We start from the raw sequence: 23,930 nt of genomic DNA, 5'->3' as shown, positions 1-23,930 counted from the left end.
AAGAAAAGATGCTGGCGGGGCAGATGTACAATGCAGCAGATAGTGAATTGGTAGCCTTGCGGCAGCAGGCCAGAGTTTACCGCCAGGCCTTTAATGCTGCAGAGTTGGACAGCTCCAAACGAACAGAAATTGCCAAGCAATGGCTGGGAACAACGGGAGAGCGGATTTACATCGAATCACCCCTGACCTTGGACTATGGTTGCAATATCCACGTCGGAGAAGATTTTTATGCCAATTTCAACTGGACTGTTTTGGATACTTGCCCTGTGACCATCGGAAAGAATGCTATGTTGGGACCAAATGTTCAGTTTTACACAGCCCTTCATCCGCTCAAGGCAGAGGAACGCATTGCTGGACCTGAATATGGAGCGCCGATTGAGATTGGCGATAATGTCTGGATTGGTGGGGGTGCTATTATCCTGGCTGGCGTGACCTTGGGTGACAACGTCGTGGTCGGAGCGGGTTCTGTCGTGACCAAATCTTTCGGAGACAATGTTGTACTGGCTGGCAATCCGGCCCGTGTTATTAAGACCATTGACTAGATAAAAAGTATTCTCAACTACAGTGATGACCTTCTTCTAAAATGAAAAAATGATTTCTATCTGGTTTTGGCAAGCCCTTGTTTTGGTAGAAGGTGTAGTTCCGGCTCTATCCATCGCAGTTCAAGCTTTTACAGCTGAGGGGGATGCAATTATGATCAATACTCCAGTATATCCCCCTTTTGCCCGTACTGTTCGACTCAATCATCGACGGTTGATTAGTCAGCCTCTTCGTGTAGAAAATGACCAATTTACTCTTGATTTTCAGGCTTTGGAGCAAAAGATTGTTGAAGAGGGTGTCAAACTCTACATCTTCTGCAATCCCCACAATCCAGGTGGCAGAGTTTGGAGTCATCAGGAACTACAAGAGCTCGGTGCTATCTGTCAGAAGTATGGAGTCATCTTAGTCTCTGATGAAATCCATCAGGACCTAACCCTTTTTGGACATGAGCACCATTCCTTCAATACAGTCAATCCAGCCTTCAAGGAATTTTCTCTGATTCTCTCATCAGCAACTAAGACCTTTAACATTGCAGGTACGAAGAACAGCTCTGCCATTATTGAAAATCCTCAGTTGCGTAAAGCTTTTACCAAGAGACAATTGGCCAATAACCAACATGAAATCCCTAGCCTAGGCTTGATTACCACGGAAGTTGCCTACCGACACGGAAAACCTTGGTTGGCCGCCTTAAAACCAGTTTTGGAAGAAAATATCTTGTTGGTCCTAGAAGAATTGAGTAAAAATACACTCATAAATGTCCTTAAGCCACAAGGAACCTACCTGATTTGGCTGGATTTTTCAGCCTATGAATTCAGCCACCACGAGCTAGCAGAGAAATTGTTGGAAGAAGCACAACTGCATTTGAATGATGGATTGACCTTTGGAAAAGAAGGGGAAAAGCATTTCCGATTGAACGCAGCAACACCACCATTTGTCATCAAGGAAGCTTGCCGGAGACTGGTGGACGTGTTTGGGTAACTAAGAAATATTGAAAAATTCAATGTAGACCAAGCATTTTCTGGCCAAACAAATAATAACAGAAATATTTTTGGTGTGAATGTTAGTCTAGTCCATGAATGAAAATTTGTTTTTCAATTTTCCAGATTGCAATAAAAATAGAAAAAGGAAGAGCTAGGCTATTCCTTTTTTTGTTGTTTTCGATAGTCAGTAGGACTCATATGAAAGTAATTCTTAAAGGCTGTGCTGAAGGTCAGGGGGTCATAGTAGCCGACGGAGTTTGCAACCTCTGTAATCGTTCGTTCGGGATCTTCTAAGAGTTGACAGCTTCGATTCATTTTTACCTGAAGAATGTAGTCTTTGATAGCATAGCCAGTTTCCTGTTTGAAGATTTTATAGAGATAACTTCGACTTAGAGCGAGCTGATCTGCAATTTCTGCCACCTTAATCGGTAGAGCGTAGTGACTGTGAATCAGCTTAATAGCATGGTGAACATAGCTTTTGGCAAGAGTACCGGCCTCTTTCAGTTGTTGATTGGGAAATTCTGCAACAAGGTAGGCAAGTAATTGATGAAGATAGCCGACCAGGATGTGCTCTGTCACCATTGGTAAGGGGTGTTTGTCCGTCTGGGTAATGTCCGTCATTTTTTGTAAAATGGGAGACTGGAGGCTGGAATGCAGATAAAATTTTTCCAATAAGCGACTATGTTCAAGAATTGACTCAGCTTTTGACCCGCTAAAACCAACCCAAATATAAGTCCAGGGGTCTTGTCCATCTGCTTGGTAGAAGATGGCCTTGTTTTTAGGGAGGATAAACAAGTCGCCCGCAGCCAATTCAGTCGTTTCTCCGAGAATGCTAATTTTCCCCTTGCCCTCTGTGATAAAATGGAGGACATAATTATCTCGTATAGTTGGCCCAAAAGAATAGTTTTTATCACATTGTTCCGCACCGTAATGGTCGATATTTAGGTCAAAGTTATGGCTGTCTAGTTCATTGTAGCTATTTAGAATATTCATAAGCTCTTCTCCTTAGGAAACATTATACCATATTCTAACAACAAAACCCTATTTTGTAAAACGCTTACATTTGTTAGAATAATTCATGTAATACAGATAGGAGCTGACAGTATGATTCAATACATAGAAGAACATGGCCTATTTCACATGAAAACAAGAGAATTTTCCTACGTGATAGAGGTGCTAGAAACAGGCGATCTAGTTCATCGTTATTTTGGGAAAAAAATCGAAAAATTTAGCGATGGAAACAAAATAACATATTTGGACCGAGCCTTCTCGCCTAGTCCAATTACTGGAAATCGGACCTACTCACTGGACACCTTGTCCTTGGAATATTCCAGCAATGGGCTAGGAGACTTTCGGACAGCCTCTATTGATGTGCGAAATGAAATCGGCATTGCCTTGGATTTGAAGTACAAGCAACACCGGATTTATCAAGGCAAGCCCTTGCTAGATGGTTTACCAGCTAGCTTTGCTTCTGAAGAGGAAGTGGAGAGTTTAGAAATTGACCTCTATGATGCTGTAGCAGATGTGACAGTGACCTTGCAGTATGCGGTTTTCGAAGAAAGTAACTATCTTGCACGCTCGGCTCGTATCCAAGCAGGTCGCTATCCCTCTAAGTTGGAAAAAGCCTTGTCCTTCACCTTGGATATGCCCCATAAGGACTTTGTCATCCATAGTTTGACAGGTCGCTATGCTTATGAAAAAGAGTGGACGAAAACGCCGATTACGAGTGGTACCTACTCTATTGGAAGCATTCGAGGGGCTTCAAGTCACTCGCGGACTCCTTTCTTAGCCTTGGCGGCTCCATCTGCTACAGAAGATAGTGGCGAAGTTTATACCGCCCAACTAGTCTATAGTGGAAACTTCACTGGTTTTGTGGAGACAACTGCTTTGGAAACAGTCCGTTGGGGCATGGGAATCAATGATACTAGCTTTAGCTGGAATTTGGCTTCCGGAGAAAGTTTTCAGACACCTGAAGTCCTCCTGTCCTTTACGGATAAAGGTTTTACAGGTATGACTCAGGATAGTCATGGCTTCATCAAAAAGCACTTGATTCGTTCTCAATTTGTCAATCGAGAACGGCCAATTCTCATCAATAACTGGGAAGGAACCTACTTTGATTTTACAGAAGAGAAGATTCTTTCCATGGCTAGATTGGCCAGTCAGTCAGGCATTGAATTATTTGTACTTGATGATGGCTGGTTTGGAAAACGGAACAATGACGAGTCTTCCTTGGGAGATTGGATTGTCAATAAAGACAAGCTTCCGAACGGTTTAGCAGGTCTAGCAGATTCGATTCGGGCCTTGGGTATGAAATTTGGTCTTTGGTTTGAGCCAGAGATGATTTCTATAGACAGTGACCTCTATCGCCAACATCCAGATTGGGCTATTCATATTGACGGACGTGAGCCAATTTACAGTCGAGAGCAGTTGGTAATGGATTTGTCCAAACCAGAAGTTTGTGACTACATTATCCAAGCTGTATCCGATGTACTGAAATCTGCCAAAATCGATTATGTCAAGTGGGATATGAATCGTAATATCACCAGTATGTCTCAAGAATTCGCTAACGCTGATTCTTACGAATTCCATCATCGCTATATGTTGGGGCTGTACCGAGTATTAGAAACTCTGACCAGTCGCTTCCCAGATATTCTCTTTGAATCCTGTTCAGGAGGTGGCGGTCGAAATGATTTGGGTCTTCTCTATTATATGCCACAGGCTTGGGCGAGTGACAATACAGACGCGATTGGACGCCTCTCAATTCAGGAAGGAACGACCTTGCTCTACCCAACCTCTTCAATGGGTGCCCATGTGTCCGCAGTTCCAAATCACCAAGTCGGTCGAATTACATCCTTGAAAACCCGAGGAAATGTGGCTATGATGGGCGGAGCCTTTGGTTACGAGTTAGATGTTACCCAACTGTCACCGGAAGAATTAGCAACTCTTTCTGAACAGGTTGAAACCTTTAAGCAGATTCGCTCAACAGTCCAGTTTGGTGACCTCTATCGTTTGAAAAAAACGGCAAATACCTGGGCAGCCAACTATGTTGATGCAGATAAGAGCCAAGCTGTTTTCACCTTCGTAAAAATACTAGCTCAACCAGAAGCTCCTCTGTTGCAGGTGAGATTGAAGGGGCTGGACCCAGAAGCCTGCTATCACTGTCCACAGTTGGAAGCGAGTTTCTATGGAGATGAGCTCATGAACATCGGCTTAACCATGCCCCATGTTCAAGAAGATTATTTTAGTATACAATATATTTTTAACAAAATCTAGGAGGATTTTATTATGAAAATGAGAAGATTTCTCAAATGTGCGTCGGTTTGTGCTTTTGCAAGCTTCCTTGTAGCCTGCGGAAATTCTAGCAGCAGCGACAAGGTAGAAATTGAATTTTTCTCGCAAAAGCCTGAAATGCAAGCAACCTTGCAGGAAATTATTGATGACTTTGAGAAAGAGAATCCAGATATTGAAGTTAAGTTTTCAAATGTGCCAGACGCAGGAACTGTTTTGAAAACACGGATGGCCAATGATGAAGCACCAGATGTTATCAATATCTACCCTCAAAATGCAGATTTCAAAGAGTATGCAGCAGATGGCCGTTTCCTTGAAATTGGTGATGATGCAGGTCTTAGTCATTTGAAAGATGGGGCAGTAACACCTTATCTTGTAAATGATACAAACTACACTCTTCCATTGACTGCCAATGCCTATGGTATCTACTACAACAAAGATAAATTTGAAGAACTTGGTTTGGAAGTACCAACTACCTATGCAGAATTTGTTGCTTTGGTAGACAAAGTTAAGGCTGATGGCAGTGTGGCACCATTTGCCCTTTCTCTAAATGATGCCTGGTCGCTCAATGGTTACCACCAATTAGCTTGGGTAACAGTTGCAGGTGGGTTTGACGGTGCAGAGGATATTTTGATTCGCAGTGCCAAGGGTGCTATCCAAGATGATGCAACAACTAAGGAAGTCTTGGAGCGTTTAGAACTCTTGACTGACAATGGTCAAAAAGGTTTCACAGGAGCACTTTACGCCGACGCGGTTGCTTCATTTGCAGCAGGAGAAGCCCTCATGATGCCACAAGGAACTTGGGCTGCTACAGCAATCAATCAGCAAGAGCCTGAATTTGAATACGGCATGTTTACCTTCCCAGGAGATGAAAAAGGTGGTGATTACACGATCGGTGCGGCAGACCTAGCCCTATCTGTATCAGCTGAATCAGAGCATCCAGAAGAGTCTAAGAAGTTCTTAGAATACCTCTCACGTCCAACAGTCATTCAGAAATACTATGACGTGGACGGATCACCAACCTCAGTTGAAGGAGTCGACACTGAAGGCAAGTTTGAAGAAACTGCTGGAGTTACACAATATGCCTTCACAGACAAGCATGTCGTATGGTTGCAAAGTGAGTGGGATTCAGAAGATGAGTTTTGGAATATCACTGTTGAAATGGTGAAAAAACCAGATTCAGCAGAACTTGTTAAGAAACTTAATGCCTTCTTTGATCCGATGAAATAATCAGCATGATAAACAACTAAGGGATTAGGGTCTGGGTTTCCCAAACCTGTCCCCCCTATAGTTGTTTAACCTCAGTTTGAAAGAGAGGCCCCTAACTTTTTTTCGAACTGATATTAAACAACTATACTTGATGAATTTAGTAAAGGAGTTCTTTATGAATCAAAAAGGATTTGTTGCAAAATATTGGCCATATTTATTTGTAGCTTTGCCAATAGCTCTTCAGTTAATCTTTTTCTTCTATCCCTTGATAACAGGGGTGTTCTACAGTTTAACAGACTGGAATGGTTTATCCAGTAGTTACGATGTGATTGGGATTCAAAACTACATTGATATTTTGAAGGACCCTGACTTCTATACCAGTATCACCTTTACCATCATCTTTACCATCGGTCTAGTCATTGGGGAGATTGTGATTGGTATTTGGTTGGCAACTCTGCTCAATCGGAAAATCAAAGCAGTTGGCTTTTTCCGGACCTGGTATTTCTTCCCAGCAGTTTTGTCAACGGTAACCTTGGGTCTCATCTTTGTTCAACTTTTTAACTACGGTTTTACACAGATTGGCGAAATTCTCCAAATCGACTGGTTAATGGAAAACCTATTGGTACAAGAGAATACTGTTATTCCGTCCGTCCTCTTTGTCGCTCTTTGGCAGGGTCTGGCGATGCCGGTTATCATTTTCCTATCTGGTCTGCAAAGTATTCCAGATGATGTGAAGGAAGCAGCAGCTATCGACGGTGCGACACGCTCCCAGCAGTTCTTCAACATTGAATTGCCTTTCCTCTTACCATCTATCAGTATGGTCTTTATCCTAGCGATGAAATCTGGCTTGACAGCCTTTGACCTCATTTTCGCTTTAACTAGCGGTGGTCCAGATGGTAAGACAGAGTCACTGGGTTTGCTGGTTTATAACTACGCTTTTGTTGACAATAAGTTCTCGTATGCCAATGCTCTGGCAGTTGTTCTCTTCATCTTTATCATTGTGATTTCCTTGATTCAGATGCGGATTTCTAAGAAATTTGAAGTATAAGGAGGTATGTTTATGAATAAGACCAAACAAAGCAATTGGTGGGTATATCTCGTTCTATTTAGCGGCATTCTCTTTATGTTTATTCCGCTACTGGTGACGGTGATTAGTTCCTTCAAGCCAACTAAAGAAATTACAGGTAACTTCTTTGGCTTACCTGAAAATTTCACACTAGACAACTATAGTCGCTTGTTTGAAGATGGAGTTGTTCAATATTTTGGGAATTCTGCTCTAATTACCATTGCTGCAGTAGGTTTGATTATTCTGGTTATTCCAATGGCAGCCTTTGCAGTAGCCCGTCAAATGAAGCGGCAAACAGCTTTCAACTTTATCTACTTTTTCTTGATTATCGGAATTTTTGTTCCCTTCCAAGTGATTATGCTTCCTATGACCAAGTTGATGTCTAGTCTCGGTTTGAACAATATTTTGGGGTTGATTATTCTTTATCTGACCTATGCAGTGCCGCAGGCCCTCTTCCTCTATGTTGGCTATATCAAGACAATTGTTCCTGAAGAGATGGACGAGGCAGCAGCAATTGATGGCTGTGATAAGTTTACAATGTATTGGAGAATTATTTTTCCGCTGATGAAGCCCATGCACGCTACGATTTTAATCATCAATGCCCTCTGGATCTGGAATGACTTTCTCTTGCCGCTCTTGGTCCTCAACCGTGACCAAGAAATGTGGACTTTGCCCCTCTTCCAGTATAACTATCAAGGAATGTATTTCAGTGATTATGGACCGTCATTTGCGTCCTATGTAGTAGGGATTATCCCAATTCTACTGGTTTATCTCGTTTTCCAAAAGCATATCATTTCAGGTATGACAAGCGGATCTGTTAAATAAAGCTCGAAAGGTTGAGGCAACTCAACCTTTTGCCAAAAATCAATAAGAAAAGGCTTTCAAAAGGAGAAGAAAATGAAAGTAAAAAATCAAGCAATGTTAATCACCTATTCAGACAGTCTTGGAAAAAATCTGAAAGACTTGAAGCAGGTCTTGGAAGGTCCCTTGAAAGATGTGGTCGGTGGTGTCCACATTCTTCCCTTCTTTCCATCATCGGGTGACCGCGGGTTTGCACCCATGGACTATACCAAGGTTGATGAAGCTTTTGGAGATTGGAGCGACATTGAGGCACTCAGTAAGGATTACTACCTCATGTTTGATTTCATGATCAACCATATTTCAGCCAAGTCGCCTTATTTCCTTGACTTCCTAGAAAAGAAAGATGAGTCTGTCTATGCAGATTTATTTATCCGCTACAAGAACTTTTGGCCAAACGGTGAGCCGACTCAGGAAGATGTAGACCTGATTTATAAACGGAAGCCACGTGCTCCCTATCGCCTTGCCAAGTTTGCTGATGGTAGTGAGGAAAAAGTTTGGTGTACCTTTGATGAGCAACAGATTGACCTCGATGTGACAACGGAAACAACTCGTCGCTTTATCAAAGAAAATCTGGAACAGCTGGCGGACCACGGAGCTTCCATTATTCGCTTGGATGCCTTTGCCTACGCTAATAAGAAAATTGGAACCAACTGTTTCTTCGTTGAGCCAGATATTTGGGACATGCTTCATTTTCCGCGTCAGCTATTGGCACCAAAAGGAGTGGAAATTCTACCAGAAATCCATGAGCATTACACCATTCAGCAAAAAATCGCCGAGCAAGACTACTATGTCTATGACTTTGCCCTACCGATGTTGGTCCTTCATGCTCTTTATTCAGGCAATGTCAACCGTCTTGTTCACTGGATGGAAATCTGCCCTCGCAAGCAATTTACAACCTTGGACACGCACGATGGTATCGGAGTGGTCGATGTCAAGGACTTGCTGACAGATGAGGAAACAGAGGCCACAAGAGAAGCCCTCTATGCCCAAGGAGCAAATGTCAAGAAGATTTATAGCACAGAGGCTTACAATAATCTGGACATTTACCAGATCAATTGTACCTACTATTCAGCTCTAGGCAATGATGATAAAGCCTATCTCTTGGCACGTGTGCTCCAATGTTTTGCACCAGGTATTCCGCAGATTTACTACGTTGGCTTGTTGGCAGGAGAAAATGATATCGAATTGCTCGAATCAACCAAAGAAGGCCGCAACATCAACCGTCACTATTATGATTTGGAAGAAATTGAGCGAGAAGTTCAACGTCCGGTTGTTCAGTCCCTGTTCAACTTGCTCAAGTTCCGCAATACCAGTGCAGCATTCGATGGAGAGTTTGCTGTGGAGATGGCAGATGCCAATACAATTCATATCAGCTGGACCAATGACGATGCCAATACAGTGGCAGAATTAAGAGCTAATCTGAAAGATAAAATATTTGAAATTATTGAAACGGTTGATGGTCAGAGTCAAGAAATTAACTTATAAAGTTTGGAATAAAGGTTAGGATAGCTTTCCTAGCCTTTGTTTCCTTCGGAAAGGAAGAAACATGGAAAAATCAAATTGGTGGAAAAAATCGGTTATTTATCAGGTATATCCGAGGAGTTTTCAGGATTCGAATGGAGATGGCATTGGAGACCTTAAAGGGATTACCAATCGTTTGGATTATTTGCAAACATTGGGGATAGACGCTATCTGGCTCAGTCCAGTCTATCAGTCTCCTATGGATGATAACGGCTATGACATCAGTGATTATCAAGCCATTGCGGCGGAATTTGGGACTATGGAAGATATGGAGGAACTGATAGCAGAAGGGCAGAAGCGAAATATTAAGATTGTGATGGACTTGGTCCTCAACCATACCTCTGACGAACATTTTTGGTTTCAAGAAGCCTTGAAAGGTCCAGAAAATCCCTACTATGATTACTATGTGTGGGCGGACAAACCCAATGAATTAAAATCTACCTTCTCAGGCTCTGCTTGGGAATATGTTCCACATTTGGACAAGTACTATTTACATCAATTTTCGGTCAAACAACCAGACTTGAACTGGAAGAATCCTGCTGTCAAGGAAGAAATTTGGAAGATGATTAACTTTTGGATTGACAAGGGAGTCGGTGGTTTCCGTCTTGATGTAATTGATTTGATTGGGAAAGAACCTGAGAACTTGATTACCGCGGACGGACCAAATCTTCATCCCTTGATTCAAGAATTAAACCAACAAACATTTGGTACCTATGACCTTGTAACCGTTGGAGAAACCTGGAGTGCCAATCCAGAAAATGCTCAGTTATATTCACATCCTGATCGAAACGAATTTTCCATGATTTTCCAATTTGAGCACGTTTGTCTGGACCAGCTAGCAGGTAAAGAAAAATGGGATTTGGCACCACTTGAACCAGCCAAGCTACACCAGGTTTTGTCAAAATGGCAGACAGAATTAGTAGGAAAAGGTTGGAATTCGCTCTTTTGGAACAACCATGATTTGCCACGAGCCATTTCCCGTTTTGGTGATGACAGTCCTGAATTCAGGGAACTAAGCGGAAAAATGCTAGCTATTTATCTGCATTTCATGTCGGGTACGCCTTATATTTACCAAGGGGAAGAAATCGGCATGGTCAACACACCGATTGCTAGGATTGAAGAAGCGGATGATATTGAAACACGTCGAATGTATGCAGAGCGTTTAGAACAGGGGTATTCGGAAGAGGAACTATTGGCTTCCATAAATGCTAAGGGACGGGACAATGCCCGCAGACCGATGCAGTGGTCTGGCAAAGCTGGGGCAGGTTTTACCGAGGGCGAGCCCTGGTTGTCTTTTAGCCCAACTTATACAGCTATCAATGTGGAAGAAGCCCTGGAAAATAAAAATTCTCTCTTCTATACCTACCAACGATTGATTGCCTTGAGAAAGCTTTATCCCTGCATGGCAGAAGGGAACTATGAGACTTTAGATACAGGTAATCCCTTGGTATTAGCTTATCGTAAATTTGATGATGTAGATGAGTTTGTGGTCTTGGTCAACTTTAGCAATCAAGCTCAGGAATACCGTCTTGAAGAACAATTAGGAGAAACTATCCTTTTTCACAACTATTCAACGGAATCAGAAGATACCTCTCAACTGCGACCTTATGAAGCTCTAGTCTATAAAAAGTAAAATTCCTATTATATTTCCAAGCATTTTTCCTGAAATTTTGGTAGAATATAGTGACATGAAACTTCACAGTCTCTAATGTCCGCAATAAACATCAAAGAGAGGTTTTATCATCATGGGGAAATTCCAAGTTATTTCACACCCACTTATCCAGCACAAATTGTCTATCCTTCGTCGGACGACAACTTCTACAAAAGATTTCCGTGAGCTGGTTAATGAAATTGCCATGCTAATGGGCTACGAAGTCTTGCGTGACTTGCCATTGGAAGATGTAGAAATCGAAACACCGATTACAAAGACGGTTCAAAAGCAGATTGCAGGTAAAAAATTGGCAATCGTTCCAATCCTGCGTGCCGGTATTGGTATGGTGGACGGCTTGCTCAGCCTAGTACCAGCAGCCAAAGTTGGTCACATCGGTATGTACCGTGATGAAGAGACACTCCAACCCGTTGAATATTTGGTGAAATTACCAGAGGATATCGACCAACGCCACATCCTTGTTGTGGACCCAATGCTTGCAACAGGTGGTTCAGCTATTCTTGCTGTTGATTCGTTGAAAAAACGTGGTGCATCCAATATCAAATTTGTGGCCCTCGTATCAGCTCCAGAAGGTGTAAAGGCTCTTCAAGAAGCTCATGCAGATATCGACATCTACACAGCTGCCCTGGATGAAAAACTCAACGAAAAAGGCTATATCGTCCCTGGTCTGGGAGATGCAGGTGACCGCCTCTTCGGTACAAAATAAGTAGAAAAAGAAATCAGCTCGGCTGGTTTCTTTTTCTGTGTTAAATATTTGACCAATTTTGACTATTGGTATATAATAGGCACATATCTATCTCGAAAAGGAGTATTCTTATGATTCCAGTAGTTATTGAACAAACCAGTCGTGGTGAGCGTTCTTATGATATTTATTCCCGTTTGCTCAAGGACCGTATCGTCATGTTGACAGGACCGGTGGAGGACAATATGGCTAATTCTATCATTGCCCAATTGCTCTTCCTTGATGCGCAAGATCCGACTAAAGACATTTATCTCTATGTCAATACCCCAGGTGGATCTGTGTCAGCAGGTCTTGCTATCGTGGATACCATGAACTTTATCAAGGCAGACGTCCAGACAATTGTTATGGGAACAGCAGCATCTATGGGAACCATCATTGCATCTAGTGGTGCCAAGGGCAAACGTTTCATGTTGCCAAATGCCGAGTACATGATCCACCAACCAATGGGTGGAACTGGCGGCGGTACACAACAAACCGACATGGCAATTGCTGCAGAACACTTGCTTAAAACCCGTAATAAATTAGAAAAAATCTTGGCTGACAATTCAGGTAAAACAGTCAAGCAAATCCACAAGGATGCGGAGCGTGATTACTGGATGACCGCTGAAGAAACCTTGGCATACGGCTTCATTGACCAAATCATGGATAACAGCAAAACTAAATAAAATAAGGAAAGGGCTGGATTTGGTCCTTTTCATTTTCCCTGGAAAAGGGTATAATTATAGATAGAAATGTCTGAGGAGAAGTCCATGTTTGAGAAAAAAGAACGCACCAGCCTAACTGTTTATTTGCATTATAATCGGGATTCCAGAAAACTCAACCACTACGGTGACATGATTTACCATTCAAAGCGCCTGCGTTATGTTATATTATATGTTAATGCAGAAAAAGCTGAGGAAGTCATGAGCAAGCTCAAAAAAGAGAAGTTTGTCAAAAAAGTAGTTCCTTCCTACATCAAGGAACTGGATCAGAATTTTGTTGGCAATCTATGGCGGGACGAGCAAAATCCCGTTACTTTGTAATTAGAGAAGGAGTAGGTTTAAATGAGCCTGCTTTTCTTTTTGTTGGAGCTGTAAAAATTTTAAAAAATTTTTATCATTTTTGTTGACAATTTTCTGATAATTCTGTATATTAGATACATCGTAAAAATTTAAGAAAGTTTTAAGGTATTTTCATGAAAAAAAGAAAATTTGCAGTAGCAATCGCTACATTTGCTTCAGCGGCTCTCCTTGCTGCCTGTGGCGCAGCTCCAACAAGCACTTCATCAGCAGCTGGTAACGAAGCTGGTGACACGATTAAATTGGGTTACAACTTGGAATTATCAGGTGCTGTAGCAGCATACGGACAAGCTGAGAAAAACGGTGCTGACCTTGCTGTTGAGGAAATCAATGCAGCTGGCGGTGTCGACGGTAAACAAATCGAAGTTGTTTCAAAAGACAACAAATCTGACAACGCTGAAGCAGCGACTGTTACAACCAACCTTGCAACAGAAGAAAAAGTTCTTGCGATGATTGGTCCTGCAACATCAGGTGCTGTAGCTGCGGCAACTCCAGGTGCGACACAAGCAGGCGTTCCATTGATTACACCTTCTGGTACACAGGACGATTTGACAGCTAAAGATGGTAAGGTTGAAGAATATGTCTTCCGTTCAACTTTCCAAGATAGCTTCCAGGGTCAAGTCTTGGCTACATTTGCGACAAAGACACTTGATGCTAAGAAAGTTGTTCTTTACTCAGACAACTCAAGTGACTACGCAAAAGGTATCGCTAAAGCCTTCAAAGAAGCTTACAAGGGTGAAATCGTTGTTGAAGAAACTTACCAATCAGGCGATAAGGACTTCCAGGCTGCTTTGACAAAATTGAAAGATCAAGATTTTGATGCAATCATCATCCCAGGTTACTACACTGAAGCTGGTTTGATTACAAAACAAGCGCGTGAAATGGGTATCGACAAGCCAATCCTTGGTCCTGACGGATTTGCGGATGCTAAATTCATCGAAGGTGCTGGCAGCAAGAATGCGACAAATGTTTACTACGTATCTGGTTACTCTACTAAAGTAGCACTTTCTGACAAGGCAACAAGCTTCGTTGATGCTTATAAGAAGAAGTTCGGTGAAGAGCCAAATATGTTTGCAGCCCTTGCTTACGATGCAGTCTACATGGCAGCTGATGCAGCAGAAGGCGCAAAAACTTCAAAAGATGTAGCAACAAACCTTGCTGGCTTGAAAGACTTTGAAGGTGTAACTGGTCCAATCTCAATCGATGAAAACCACAACCCTATCAAATCTGCTATCATGGTTAAATTGGAAAACGGTGCAGAAGCTTCAGCAGAAGCAGTAAGCGCTGAATAAGCTAAAAAATGCAATCTGGGGAGGCTTGGACCTCTCCAGATATTATTTATGTTATAGAAAGTTTGGTGACTATATGCTCCAGCAATTGGTGAATGGTCTTATCTTGGGAAGTGTCTATGCCTTGATTGCCTTGGGTTATACCATGGTTTACGGCATTATCAAGTTGATTAACTTTGCCCACGGTGACCTTTATATGATGGGGGCCTTTATTGGTTATTATCTGATTAATGCCTTCCAGCTAAATTTCTTTGTTGCGCTTGTTTTGACCATGGTATTAACAGCAGCCTTGGGTGTGCTGATTGAATTCTTGGCCTACCGTCCATTGCGCAACTCAACTAAGATTGCGGCCTTGATTACGGCTATCGGTGTGTCCTTCTTCCTTGAATACGGTATGGTTTATCTCTTTGGTGCCAATACACGTGCCTTCCCTCAAGCTCTTGAGACGGTTAAATTCAACCTTGGTCCGATTACTGTGACCAATGTTCAGTTGACGATTTTGGGTGTCTCTGTTTTCCTCATGTTGGCTCTGCAATTTATCGTCCAAAAAACCAAAATGGGTAAGGCCATGCGTGCTGTTTCTGTAGACAGTGACGCGGCTCAGCTCATGGGAATTAACGTCAACTCGACCATTAGTTTTACCTTTGCTCTTGGGTCTGCTCTTGCAGGTGCGGCAGGGGTCTTGATTGGTCTTTACTATAACTCTGTGGAACCTCTGATGGGGATGGCGCCAGGTCTTAAGGCCTTTGTAGCGGCCGTTCTCGGTGGTATTGGTATTATTCCAGGTGCGGCTCTCGGTGGCTTTATCATCGGTCTCTTGGAAACCCTGGCGGTAACTGTCGGTCTCTCCAGCTACCGTGATGCAGTTGTATATGGTATCTTGATTGTCATCCTCTTGGTGCGTCCAGCAGGTATTTTAGGTAAAAATGTGAAGGAGAAGGTGTAAGTTTATGAAACAAAATATCAAACCAATTTTAACCTGGCTTGCTCTTGTCCTTGTTATCTTTGCAGTTCTTTCTGCCTTGATTGGCTCTGGTGCCCTGGGGCTTTACTATATACAGATTTTGATGGGGATTGGAATTTCTATCATCATGGCTTTGGGAACCAACCTTGTTCTCGGTTTTTCAGGTCAGTTTTCGCTGGGTCAGGCTGGTTTTATGGCAATTGGTGCCTATGCGACAGCTATTTTGACCAAGTCTAATCCTACCTATGCAGGCTTTTATCTGTCTATTCTTGTGGGCTGTCTTGTAGCTGCCCTGGTAGCCCTGGTGGTCGGTATCCCCACTCTTCGTCTAAAGGGTGACTACTTAGCTATTGCAACCCTTGGTGTGGCTGAGATTATCCGTATTGCCATTATCAATGGTGGTGACTTGACCAACGGTGCTGCTGGTTTGACAGGCATCTTGCCGTATACAACTTGGACAGTTGTCTTTCTATTTGTGGTAGTGTTGACGGTTCTGATTCTCAACTTCTTACGGAGCTCATTTGGCCGTCAGGTTATCGCTGTGCGTGAAAATGAAATCGCTGCGGAGTCCATGGGTGTTAATACAACCAAAGTCAAGGTAACAGTCTTTGTTATCGCGGCTATCCTATCAAGTATCGCAGGTTCTCTCTACGTTGGTTATATAGGTACAGTTGTTCCTAAAGACTTTACTATCATGCGTTCGATTGATTACTTGATTATCGCGGTGCTTGGTGGTTTGGGTTCTATGACAGGTACGATTTTGGCGGCCCTTGTTCTTGGTTTCCTCAATATGTTCCTGCAAAATTTCTCAGACCTTCGGATGATTATTTACTCATTGGCTCTTATTTTGGTCATGGTTTTCCGTCCAGGTGGTCTGCTCGGTACATGGGAATTAACCTTCTCATCATTCTTTAAGAAAAAAGCGAAGGAGGGCAAAGATGGCACTTCTGGAAATTAGAAATTTGACCAAGCACTTCGGTGGTTTGACTGCTGTTGGCGACGTTACCATGGAGCTCAATGAAGGTGAGTTGGTCGGCTTGATTGGTCCTAACGGTGCTGGTAAGACAACCCTCTTCAATCTTTTGACCGGTGTTTACGAGCCGAGCGAGGGAACTGTGACGCTTGGCGGTCACTTGCTTAATGGTAAGGCACCTTACAAGATTGCATCTCTTGGTCTCTCACGTACCTTCCAAAATATTCGTCTGTTCAAGGATATGACGGTTTTGGAAAATGTATTGGTTGGATTTGCCAATCATCACAAACCGCATCTCTTGGCTTCCTTTCTGCGCTTGCCTAAGTATTACCAGAGCGAGGCGGATTTGAAGGCTAAGGCTATGGAACTCTTGGCAATTTTCGATTTAGACAAGGATGCAGACTCGCTGGCGAAAAACTTGCCTTATGGTCAGCAACGTCGTCTGGAAATCGTTCGTGCCCTTGCGACAGAACCGAAAATTTTGTTCTTGGATGAGCCAGCGGCTGGTATGAACCCGCAGGAAACGGCAGAATTGACCGAACTCATCCGCCGTATTCAAAAGGAATTTGGCATTACCATTATCCTGATTGAGCACGATATGAGCCTGGTTATGAAAGTGACTGAGCGGATTTATGTACTGGAGTACGGCCGTTTGATTGCCCACGGAACGCCTGAAGAAATCCGGACCAACAAACGTGTAATTGAAGCATACCTTGGAGGTGAAGCATAATGACCATGTTAGAAGTAAAAAATCTTTCCGTCAACTACGGTGCGATTGAAGCCGTCAAGGATGTGAGCTTTGAAGTCAATGAGGGCGAAGTTGTGACCCTTATAGGCGCCAATGGTGCAGGCAAGACCTCTATTCTCCGCACCATCTCAGGCTTGGTTCGTCCGTCTGCTGGAAGCATTTCTTTCCTCGGAAATGAGATCCAAAAAGTTCCAGCTCGTAAAATCGTGGCAGATGGTTTGTCTCAAGTACCAGAAGGTCGTCACGTTTTTGCAGGCTTGACGGTTATGGAAAACTTAGAAATGGGTGCCTTCCTTCGTAACAACCGTGAGGAAAATCAGGCAAATCTGAAAAAGATTTTTGACCGTTTCCCACGCTTAGAAGAACGTAAGAACCAAGATGCAGCCACTCTTTCAGGTGGTGAGCAGCAGATGTTGGCAATGGGGCGTGCCCTCATGAGCCAGCCAAAACTCTTGCTTCTTGACGAACCTTCAATGGGATTAGCGCCAATCTTTATCCAAGAAATCTTTGACATTATCCAAGATATCCAAAAACAAGGGACAACAGTCCTCTTGATTGAACAAAACGCCAACAAGGCCCTCGCAATCGCAGACCGTGGCTACGTCCTAGAAACAGGAAAAGTTGTCCTCTCTGGAACAGGAAAAGAACTACTTGCATCAGATGAAGTCAGAAAAGCGTATCTGGGTGGTTGATATGCCATAATAATGCTACAAGGCTTTCATTCAGCTGTATCACGGAGTTGCTACTTCTGAAATCCAATACGAAAGGAGCGTAGCACTCTAATTTAATACTTAGCGAGCAATCAGTAAATCTGGTTGCTTTTCTTGCTTTCAAGCTGTAAATCAAAAATATGGCAGTCTATTGTTGACTTGTGATTGTTTCATGAGTGTTTTCATTTTTGTGATCCAGTTTGTGCCTCACAATCAAATTTCGCTCCCCAAAACAAGCTCGCTTCCTATCCTTAAGTTCATCTTTTGCCCTTATTTGTAGCAGAAATTCTCAAAACTATTGACAGAAATCAAATAAAATAGTAGTATAGAGTCAAATAGAACCTTTAACTGAGTCCAGAGAGGCTGGAAAGGTATCATGGTAAGCATCTTAGAAGTCGAATTTCTAAGCTCATTTCGTGAACCCTGTCCAGAGTAGGCAGGGTTTTTCTGTGTACAGAAAGGATACTATGAAAGAAAAACGCCCCATTATTGCCTTGGATTTCGCAAGTAGTCAAGAAGTCGTTGATTTTTTGACTCATTTCCCAAGTCAGGAAAAACTCTATCTCAAGGTTGGAATGGAGCTCTACTATGCGGAAGGTCCGGCTATTATCAAAGACCTGAAAGACCGCGGGCACAGCATTTTCCTAGACCTGAAACTTCATGATATTCCCAATACGGTCCAATCGGCTATGTCGGTGTTGGCAAAGCTGGGAGTTGATATGACCAATGTTCATGCAGCCGGGGGAGTAGAGATGATGCAATCGGCTAGAAAGGGACTGGGACCTGGACCAATCTTGATCGCTGTGACCCAGCTGACCTCGACTTCGGAAGAGCAGATGCAGGCGGATCAGAATATCCAGACTAGCCTGGTGGATGCAGTGGTCCATTACGCCAAAAAGGCTCAGGAAGCAGAACTGGACGGTGTCGTTTGCTCGGCTCAGGAGGTCGATTTGATTAAGCAGGCCACTGGTGCAGCCTTTTCCTGTCTGACACCAGGAATTCGACCAGCTGGTAGCGAAGTAGGTGATCAAAAACGGGTTGTCACTCCAGCACAGGCGGCAAGCATTGGCAGTGACTATATCGTGGTCGGGCGTCCTATCACACATGCGGCCAATCCTTATGAAGCATACCTGGCTATCAAAGAAGAATGGAATATCTAAATAAACAATATTACTAATCTAAAGGAGAATTATCATGACACTAGCAACAGAAATTGCATCACATTTGTTGGACATCAAGGCGGTTCATTTGCGACCAGAAAAGCCTTTTACTTGGGCGTCTGGCATCAAGTCACCTATTTATACGGATAATCGTATCACGCTTTCTTATCTGGATACCCGCAACCTGATTGAGGATGGTTTTGTTCAACGAATTGAAGAGGAGTTTCCAGAAGTAGAAGTGATTGCAGGTACGGCGACGGCTGGCATTCCGCACGGAGCCATTATTGCAGACCGCATGAATCTGCCATTTGCTTACATCCGTAGCAAACCAAAAGAGCACGGGGCTGGTAATCAACTGGAAGGTCGCATTGTCAAGGGGCAGAAAATGGTTATCATCGAGGATCTGATTTCGACAGGTGGTTCTGTCTTGGATGCAGTTGCAGCGGCTCAACGTGAAGGAGCAGAGGTACTTGGTGTGGCAGCCATTTTCACCTACCAATTGCCTGTGGCAGACCGGAATTTTGACAACACTGGTGTCAAACTGGTGACGCTCAGCAATTATTCTGAACTTATAAAAGTCGCAAAAGTGCAGGGCTACATCAATGCGGATGGCTTGACTCTCTTGAAAAAATTCCGCCAGAATCCTGAAACTTGGTTGGAGGACTAGTTTTCACAGCAAAATCGCCTGATTTCTGGGAACATGGCCCCGAAAATGGTATAATGTTGGGAAAACAATTGACCGTATGAGGAGAAGTGTATGATTTCAGTAATCGTTCCTTGTTTCAATGAGGAAGAGGCGATTCCCTATTTTTACGACGCCATGGAAGTGGTCCGTCGGAAGATGAGGGAGCAATTTGAGTATATTTTTGTCAATGATGGGTCCAAGGATGGGACGCTCAAGGTTCTTCGGCAGTTGGCTGCTGAGGGCAATGGTGTCCGCTACATTTCCTTTTCCCGAAATTTTGGCAAGGAGGCCGCTCTTTATGCCGGCCTGCAGGCTGCGCAGGGTGAATTGGTGACCGTCATGGATGTGGATTTGCAGGATCCACCAGAAATGCTTACCCAGATGAAGGCCATCTTGGATGCTAATCCAGAACTGGACTGTGTTGGTACCCGTCGTGTCAGCCGTAATGGCGAGCCGCCTATTCGGAGCTTCTTTGCAAAGCTTTTCTACAAGCTGATGAACAAGATTAGCCAGGTAGAAGTGGTGGACGGGGCCCGCGATTTCCGTCTCATGCGCCGACACATGGTAGATGCTATCCTGTCTGTTTCAGAGTACAATCGTTTTTCAAAAGGAATTTTTGCCTGGGTTGGTTTTGAGACAGAATACCTGCCTTATGAAAATGTTGAGCGGGTGGCTGGTGAAACCAGCTGGTCCTTCTGGAAGTTGCTTTCCTACTCGATTGAAGGGATTATCAATTTTTCAGATACGCCGCTGAATATTGCATCCTATACTGGTTTCTTCACTTTCCTCCTGTCCTTGGTTTTGATGGTTGTCGTTGTCTTTAAGACTCTGGTCTTCGGGGATCCGACAATCGGTTGGCCGTCAACTATCTGTATCATCCTCTTTTTAGGTGGCTTGCAGTTGATGACCATTGGTATTTTAGGTAAGTATTTGGCCAAGGTTTTCTTGGAAACCAAGCATCGACCGGTTTATATCATCAAAGAGAAGAAGTAAGAGGTAGTCAGCATGGAGCATTCTGCTTGGCATGATCGGATAAAGGCCTTGTTGCCGGAGCATTATTTTGGCAACATCAATCAGTTTTTGGACCAGGTTTATTCTGACGGAACTGTTTATCCACCCAGGGAAAAGGTATTTGCAGCCTTGGAAAAGACGGCTTTAGAAAATGTAAAAGTGGTCATTTTGGGGCAGGATCCCTATCACGGACCTGGACAAGCACAAGGGCTATCCTTTTCAGTCCCAGATAGCATTCCAGCTCCGCCATCTCTCCAAAATATCCTAAAAGAGTTGGCTGAAGATGTCGGTGTCAAACAAGGTCATGATTTAACCAGCTGGGCTGAACAGGGCGTTCTATTACTCAATGCTTGTTTGACAGTGCCGGCCGGTCAGGCCAATGGACATGCTGGACAAATCTGGGAGCCCTTTACGGATGCGGTAATCAAGGTGGTCAATAGTCTGGACCAACCAGTTGTCTACATTCTTTGGGGAGTTTATGCCCGGAAGAAGAAGGTTCTTATTAACAATCCTAAACATTTGATTATAGAGTCGGCCCATCCAAGTCCGCTTTCAGCCTACCGAGGCTTCTTTGGAAGTAAGCCTTTTTCACAGGCTAATGCCTTTTTGAAACAGAATGGGAAGGAAGAGATTGATTGGCGAAGATGAAGTTAATTGAAGGAATGAAAATGACCGATTTTGAAAGAGATATATCATTCTTTGAGGCTTTGGATGAAAAGAACTTTAGCCTAGCTCACCAGCTTTATGAAGAAGGAGTTGCAAGGCTGGATGATGCCCATATTTCAGGCCATTTTTGGTTACGAAATCAACGGATTTATTTGGCGATTGCCGAGAAGGAAATGGACTTGGCAAAAGAGTTGGCTCAGGCTAATCTTGTTTTGGCGCGAGAACATAGCCAGGCTGAGGAATTTTTTCTGAGAGAATTGCAGCCAGTGGCCTTGCGCCAGGTGGCAGATGTAGAGCGAGAAGCAGGCAATTATCAGCAAGCTTTGGAGTTTCTTGAAGAGGAAGCAACTTTACTATCTGAATACAATGAGTCTCAACTTGTTGGTAATGCTTATGAGCAAGCCTATTTGCATTTTCTAATGGGAGATATGGAGTTGGCAGAGCAAGAGATGCGAAAAGTACTCAAGGAGGCAGCTCGTATTGAGTTTCCCTATATAGAAGCTAGTGCCAATCGTGTCTTGGGAGAAATCACCAAAGAGCGCAGCTATTTTGAACGAGCTAAGGAACTTTACTTAGAAGTAGATGACCAGATCAGTGCTCAAGAAGTGGAGCAATTGGTTGAAGCTGTGGCTAAACAGTAGCATTTAAAAGGAGTTATCATGCTGTTAATTAAGAATGGTCGTGTCATAGACCCGGAGTCTGGACTGGACGCAGTCGCTGATATTTTGATAGAGAACAAGAAAATCATCAAGATTGCTGAGCAGATTGAGGTAGATGCGGAGCAGGTGCTTGATGCTAGTGGCTTGGTTGTTGCGCCTGGCCTGGTGGATGTCCATGTTCATTTCCGTGAGCCTGGTCAGACCCACAAGGAAGATATTCATACAGGGGCTCTGGCGGCAGCAGCGGGTGGTTTTACCTCGGTTGTCATGATGGCTAATACCAATCCGACCATTTCGACAGTGGACACCTTGAAAGAGGTGCTGCAATCGGCCAGCAAGGAAAACATTCATATTTACAGTGTGGGAACCATTACCAATCAATTTAATGGCCAAGATTTGACGGATTTTGAAGGGCTCCTAGCTGCGGGTGCTGTAGCTCTTTCTGATGACGGCATTCCATTGACAAATGCTGGAGTGGTGCGAAAAGCTATGCAGGAGGCTAAGAAATTGGAGTGCCTGCTCAGCCTCCACGAAGAAGATCCAGATTTGAATGGTATTCTAGGTTTGAACGAGCAAGTCGCTGCCAAGCATTTTCACGTCTGCGGCGCGACTGGTGTGGCTGAATACAGCATGATTGCTCGTGACGTCATGATTGCCTATGAAACGGGTGCCCGTGTTCATATCCAGCATCTGTCCAAAGCTGAGTCTGTCAAGGTGGTCGAATTTGCACAAGGTATGGGTGCGCGTGTGACCGCAGAAGTAGCCCCTCAGCATTTTTCTCGGACAGAAGATTTGTTGTTGACCAAGGGGGCAAATGCCAAGATGAACCCGCCTCTTCGTTTGGAAAGCGATCGTTTGGCAGTCATAGAAGGGCTAAAATCAGGTGTCATTTCAGTTATTGCGACCGACCATGCACCTCATCATGCGGATGAAAAAAATGTAGAGGACTTGACGCAAGCACCGTCTGGCATGACTGGACTGGAGACCTCTCTATCACTTGGTTTGACGCATTTGGTGGAAGAAGGGCATCTGACACTCCAAGAATTATTGGAGAAAATGACCATCAATCCTGCCAAACTTTATGGCTTGGATGCAGGTTATCTGGCTGAAAATGGACCGGCCGACCTAGTGATTTTTGATCCTACAGTCAATCGTCAAGTATCAGCAACCTTTGCCTCTAAATCCGCCAATTCTCCCTTTGTCGGTGATTGGCTCATGGGCCAAGTTCGTTATACCATTGCGGATGGACAGGTTGTATTTGAAAAATAAGTGTTTTGAAGGAGCTGGTTGGCTCCTTATTTTTAAGAACTTTTTATCAAAGTTAGCAGTTTTAGGGTTTTGAATCTTACAAAAAAGCTGCTTTATTTCTCTTTCATGATATAAAAAAACGCCTCTCGGCGCTTGAAATTATTTCTTCTTTTGCTTTGTAATATTTAATCCAAAGGGAACGAGATTTTCTTCCTGTTTCAAAATGCGTTGGATATTGTCCTTGTGTCGGATAATGACAAAGCTACCCAGAAATAGGATAATCACGGTGAACAACCAGTCATAGCTATTGACCAAGAAACCAAGGGCTGGGAAAATCAGAGCTCCAAGCATTGCCAGGGCTGCTGCCAAGACACTTGAAAAGGAAACCATGGAGGTCAGGTAGAGAGAGGTCGCGAAAATAAAGACCAGATAGAGGCAGAAGAGGGGCGCAACACCCAGCAACATGCCAGCCGATGTGGCCACAGCCTTACCTCCCTTGAAATTGGCAAAAATCGGGAAGGTATGTCCCAGAACAGCTATCAAGCCAAATAGGATAGGTGAAGGGCTATTTACATGAAAGAAAACAGGCAGGAGGGCCGCTAGGGTACCTTTGAGAAAGTCGATGGCAAAGACCGCCATTCCAGCTTTCTTACCCAGGATACGGAAGGTATTGGTCGTCCCAGTATTGCCCGAACCATGTTCTCGGATGTTGATGTTGAAAAAGGCTTGTCCAATCCAGAGACCTGACGGAATCGAGCCCAGTAAATAAGCTAATATTAGAAGTAAAATTGTCTGTAACATACTTAGATTATAGCATAGTTGTCCGGCTTTTTCATCAAATAGTCAAGTTTGCCCTGTTCCAGCCGAAATAGCAGAAATTTTT

At 43.6% G+C, this 23,930-nt stretch carries 24 protein-coding genes; 22 read left to right on the top strand and 2 right to left on the bottom strand.

Going from position 1 to position 23,930, the window contains the following annotated elements; all coding sequences use genetic code 11:
• Positions 1-8: 8 nt before the first annotated feature.
• Together ACHBHN_RS06400 and ACHBHN_RS06395 are read left to right on the top strand one after the other, a co-directional pair.
• On the top strand, positions 9-542 hold the full coding sequence (locus tag ACHBHN_RS06400) for a sugar O-acetyltransferase (RefSeq protein ID WP_105122824.1): 534 nt from the start codon (positions 9-11) through the stop codon (positions 540-542).
• Positions 543-591: 49 nt separating this feature from the next.
• A complete protein-coding gene (locus ACHBHN_RS06395; RefSeq protein WP_105122825.1) occupies positions 592-1,518 on the top strand; it encodes a MalY/PatB family protein in 927 nt (308 codons plus the stop codon).
• A gap of 158 nt (positions 1,519-1,676) precedes the next feature.
• Here the strand turns inward: ACHBHN_RS06395 and ACHBHN_RS06390 are convergent, their stop codons facing one another.
• On the bottom strand, positions 1,677-2,513 hold the full coding sequence (locus ACHBHN_RS06390) for an AraC family transcriptional regulator (RefSeq protein WP_105122826.1): 837 nt from the start codon (positions 2,511-2,513) through the stop codon (positions 1,677-1,679).
• 111 nt (positions 2,514-2,624) lie between these two features.
• Here ACHBHN_RS06390 and ACHBHN_RS06385 point away from each other — a divergent pair, with 111 nt between their 5' ends.
• The 20 genes from ACHBHN_RS06385 to ACHBHN_RS06290 all read left to right on the top strand — a co-directional run bounded on the left by ACHBHN_RS06385 (position 2,625) and on the right by ACHBHN_RS06290 (position 23,068).
• A complete protein-coding gene (locus ACHBHN_RS06385; protein ID WP_394732608.1) occupies positions 2,625-4,793 on the top strand; it encodes an alpha-galactosidase in 2,169 nt (722 codons plus the stop codon).
• Positions 4,794-4,805: 12 nt separating this feature from the next.
• Positions 4,806-6,038 carry an extracellular solute-binding protein gene (locus tag ACHBHN_RS06380; RefSeq protein ID WP_105110530.1) on the top strand — a complete coding sequence of 411 codons (1,233 nt, stop codon included), beginning with the start codon at positions 4,806-4,808 and terminating at the stop codon, positions 6,036-6,038.
• A 154-nt stretch (positions 6,039-6,192) separates the two neighbouring features.
• Positions 6,193-7,065 carry a carbohydrate ABC transporter permease gene (locus ACHBHN_RS06375; RefSeq protein WP_105110529.1) on the top strand — a complete coding sequence of 291 codons (873 nt, stop codon included), beginning with the start codon at positions 6,193-6,195 and terminating at the stop codon, positions 7,063-7,065.
• A 12-nt stretch (positions 7,066-7,077) separates the two neighbouring features.
• On the top strand, positions 7,078-7,908 hold the full coding sequence (locus ACHBHN_RS06370) for an ABC transporter permease subunit (RefSeq protein WP_172066996.1): 831 nt from the start codon (positions 7,078-7,080) through the stop codon (positions 7,906-7,908).
• Positions 7,909-7,980: 72 nt separating this feature from the next.
• Entirely contained in the window at positions 7,981-9,429 is a 1,449-nt protein-coding gene (gtfA, locus tag ACHBHN_RS06365) for a sucrose phosphorylase (RefSeq protein ID WP_172062635.1), read from the top strand.
• Between the two features lie 61 nt (positions 9,430-9,490).
• The gene (locus tag ACHBHN_RS06360; RefSeq protein WP_394733810.1) at positions 9,491-11,098 is read left to right on the top strand and encodes an alpha-glucosidase; all 1,608 of its coding nucleotides are present in this window, start codon (positions 9,491-9,493) and stop codon (positions 11,096-11,098) included.
• A gap of 112 nt (positions 11,099-11,210) precedes the next feature.
• Positions 11,211-11,840 carry a uracil phosphoribosyltransferase gene (gene upp / locus ACHBHN_RS06355; protein ID WP_394732611.1) on the top strand — a complete coding sequence of 210 codons (630 nt, stop codon included), beginning with the start codon at positions 11,211-11,213 and terminating at the stop codon, positions 11,838-11,840.
• A gap of 110 nt (positions 11,841-11,950) precedes the next feature.
• Positions 11,951-12,541: an ATP-dependent Clp protease proteolytic subunit gene (locus tag ACHBHN_RS06350; protein WP_105110524.1), complete on the top strand. Its 591-nt coding sequence runs from the start codon at positions 11,951-11,953 to the stop codon at positions 12,539-12,541.
• Between the two features lie 84 nt (positions 12,542-12,625).
• The gene (locus tag ACHBHN_RS06345; RefSeq protein WP_105110523.1) at positions 12,626-12,898 is read left to right on the top strand and encodes a DUF2129 domain-containing protein; all 273 of its coding nucleotides are present in this window, start codon (positions 12,626-12,628) and stop codon (positions 12,896-12,898) included.
• Positions 12,899-13,050: 152 nt separating this feature from the next.
• A complete protein-coding gene (locus tag ACHBHN_RS06340; RefSeq protein ID WP_394732612.1) occupies positions 13,051-14,226 on the top strand; it encodes an ABC transporter substrate-binding protein in 1,176 nt (391 codons plus the stop codon).
• Between the two features lie 73 nt (positions 14,227-14,299).
• Positions 14,300-15,169, top strand: coding sequence for a branched-chain amino acid ABC transporter permease (locus tag ACHBHN_RS06335; protein WP_105137216.1), 870 nt, complete (start codon positions 14,300-14,302; stop codon positions 15,167-15,169).
• 4 nt (positions 15,170-15,173) lie between these two features.
• Entirely contained in the window at positions 15,174-16,145 is a 972-nt protein-coding gene (locus tag ACHBHN_RS06330) for a branched-chain amino acid ABC transporter permease (protein ID WP_394733809.1), read from the top strand.
• Complete coding sequence (locus tag ACHBHN_RS06325) at positions 16,126-16,890, top strand: ABC transporter ATP-binding protein (RefSeq protein ID WP_257104381.1); 765 nt, start codon at positions 16,126-16,128, stop codon at positions 16,888-16,890. Before ACHBHN_RS06330 ends, ACHBHN_RS06325 begins: the two co-directional genes overlap by 20 nt.
• The gene (locus ACHBHN_RS06320) at positions 16,890-17,600 is read left to right on the top strand and encodes an ATP-binding cassette domain-containing protein (RefSeq protein WP_172062627.1); all 711 of its coding nucleotides are present in this window, start codon (positions 16,890-16,892) and stop codon (positions 17,598-17,600) included. Before ACHBHN_RS06325 ends, ACHBHN_RS06320 begins: the two co-directional genes overlap by 1 nt.
• Positions 17,601-18,085: 485 nt before the next feature.
• The gene (gene pyrF / locus ACHBHN_RS06315) at positions 18,086-18,778 is read left to right on the top strand and encodes an orotidine-5'-phosphate decarboxylase (RefSeq protein ID WP_394717836.1); all 693 of its coding nucleotides are present in this window, start codon (positions 18,086-18,088) and stop codon (positions 18,776-18,778) included.
• Between the two features lie 34 nt (positions 18,779-18,812).
• A complete protein-coding gene (pyrE, locus tag ACHBHN_RS06310) occupies positions 18,813-19,445 on the top strand; it encodes an orotate phosphoribosyltransferase (protein WP_394733808.1) in 633 nt (210 codons plus the stop codon).
• A 90-nt stretch (positions 19,446-19,535) separates the two neighbouring features.
• On the top strand, positions 19,536-20,456 hold the full coding sequence (locus tag ACHBHN_RS06305; protein WP_172022356.1) for a glycosyltransferase: 921 nt from the start codon (positions 19,536-19,538) through the stop codon (positions 20,454-20,456).
• 12 nt (positions 20,457-20,468) lie between these two features.
• A complete protein-coding gene (locus tag ACHBHN_RS06300) occupies positions 20,469-21,122 on the top strand; it encodes a uracil-DNA glycosylase (protein ID WP_172074501.1) in 654 nt (217 codons plus the stop codon).
• On the top strand, positions 21,119-21,781 hold the full coding sequence (locus ACHBHN_RS06295) for a hypothetical protein (RefSeq protein ID WP_172095971.1): 663 nt from the start codon (positions 21,119-21,121) through the stop codon (positions 21,779-21,781). Before ACHBHN_RS06300 ends, ACHBHN_RS06295 begins: the two co-directional genes overlap by 4 nt.
• A gap of 18 nt (positions 21,782-21,799) precedes the next feature.
• Complete coding sequence (locus ACHBHN_RS06290; RefSeq protein WP_394732616.1) at positions 21,800-23,068, top strand: dihydroorotase; 1,269 nt, start codon at positions 21,800-21,802, stop codon at positions 23,066-23,068.
• A gap of 138 nt (positions 23,069-23,206) precedes the next feature.
• On the opposite strand, the gene plsY is transcribed toward ACHBHN_RS06290, so the two are convergent.
• A complete protein-coding gene (plsY, locus tag ACHBHN_RS06285) occupies positions 23,207-23,848 on the bottom strand; it encodes a glycerol-3-phosphate 1-O-acyltransferase PlsY (protein WP_105122842.1) in 642 nt (213 codons plus the stop codon).
• Between the last annotated feature and the right edge of the window lie 82 nt (positions 23,849-23,930).

Source organism: Streptococcus sp. A22 (assembly GCF_043674215.1).
In the GTDB taxonomy this organism is placed as follows: Bacteria; Bacillota; Bacilli; order Lactobacillales; family Streptococcaceae; genus Streptococcus; species Streptococcus suis_V.
The sequence above is the reverse complement of the archived record's forward strand: the minus strand, read 5'-3'. Positions and strand labels throughout refer to the sequence as shown.

Bases quoted from the DNA above. Each gene is read 5' to 3' on its own strand.
- ACHBHN_RS06345 (WP_105110523.1), top strand. From the start codon at position 12,626: ATGTTTGAGAAAAAAGAACGCACCAGCCTAACTGTTTATTTGCATTAT.
- ACHBHN_RS06330 (WP_394733809.1), top strand. From the start codon at position 15,174: ATGAAACAAAATATCAAACCAATTTTAACCTGGCTTGCTCTTGTCCTT.
- ACHBHN_RS06340 (WP_394732612.1), top strand. From the start codon at position 13,051: ATGAAAAAAAGAAAATTTGCAGTAGCAATCGCTACATTTGCTTCAGCG.
- ACHBHN_RS06295 (WP_172095971.1), top strand. From the start codon at position 21,119: ATGAAGTTAATTGAAGGAATGAAAATGACCGATTTTGAAAGAGATATA.
- pyrE (WP_394733808.1), top strand. From the start codon at position 18,813: ATGACACTAGCAACAGAAATTGCATCACATTTGTTGGACATCAAGGCG.
- ACHBHN_RS06305 (WP_172022356.1), top strand. From the start codon at position 19,536: ATGATTTCAGTAATCGTTCCTTGTTTCAATGAGGAAGAGGCGATTCCC.
- ACHBHN_RS06375 (WP_105110529.1), top strand. From the start codon at position 6,193: ATGAATCAAAAAGGATTTGTTGCAAAATATTGGCCATATTTATTTGTA.
- ACHBHN_RS06300 (WP_172074501.1), top strand. From the start codon at position 20,469: ATGGAGCATTCTGCTTGGCATGATCGGATAAAGGCCTTGTTGCCGGAG.
- ACHBHN_RS06390 (WP_105122826.1), bottom strand. From the start codon at position 2,513: ATGAATATTCTAAATAGCTACAATGAACTAGACAGCCATAACTTTGAC.
- ACHBHN_RS06380 (WP_105110530.1), top strand. From the start codon at position 4,806: ATGAAAATGAGAAGATTTCTCAAATGTGCGTCGGTTTGTGCTTTTGCA.
- pyrF (WP_394717836.1), top strand. From the start codon at position 18,086: ATGAAAGAAAAACGCCCCATTATTGCCTTGGATTTCGCAAGTAGTCAA.
- ACHBHN_RS06335 (WP_105137216.1), top strand. From the start codon at position 14,300: ATGCTCCAGCAATTGGTGAATGGTCTTATCTTGGGAAGTGTCTATGCC.
- ACHBHN_RS06400 (WP_105122824.1), top strand. From the start codon at position 9: ATGCTGGCGGGGCAGATGTACAATGCAGCAGATAGTGAATTGGTAGCC.
- ACHBHN_RS06350 (WP_105110524.1), top strand. From the start codon at position 11,951: ATGATTCCAGTAGTTATTGAACAAACCAGTCGTGGTGAGCGTTCTTAT.
- ACHBHN_RS06325 (WP_257104381.1), top strand. From the start codon at position 16,126: ATGGCACTTCTGGAAATTAGAAATTTGACCAAGCACTTCGGTGGTTTG.
- upp (WP_394732611.1), top strand. From the start codon at position 11,211: ATGGGGAAATTCCAAGTTATTTCACACCCACTTATCCAGCACAAATTG.
- ACHBHN_RS06395 (WP_105122825.1), top strand. From the start codon at position 592: ATGATTTCTATCTGGTTTTGGCAAGCCCTTGTTTTGGTAGAAGGTGTA.
- ACHBHN_RS06290 (WP_394732616.1), top strand. From the start codon at position 21,800: ATGCTGTTAATTAAGAATGGTCGTGTCATAGACCCGGAGTCTGGACTG.
- ACHBHN_RS06320 (WP_172062627.1), top strand. From the start codon at position 16,890: ATGACCATGTTAGAAGTAAAAAATCTTTCCGTCAACTACGGTGCGATT.
- ACHBHN_RS06360 (WP_394733810.1), top strand. From the start codon at position 9,491: ATGGAAAAATCAAATTGGTGGAAAAAATCGGTTATTTATCAGGTATAT.
- gtfA (WP_172062635.1), top strand. From the start codon at position 7,981: ATGAAAGTAAAAAATCAAGCAATGTTAATCACCTATTCAGACAGTCTT.
- ACHBHN_RS06385 (WP_394732608.1), top strand. From the start codon at position 2,625: ATGATTCAATACATAGAAGAACATGGCCTATTTCACATGAAAACAAGA.
- ACHBHN_RS06370 (WP_172066996.1), top strand. From the start codon at position 7,078: ATGAATAAGACCAAACAAAGCAATTGGTGGGTATATCTCGTTCTATTT.
- plsY (WP_105122842.1), bottom strand. From the start codon at position 23,848: ATGTTACAGACAATTTTACTTCTAATATTAGCTTATTTACTGGGCTCG.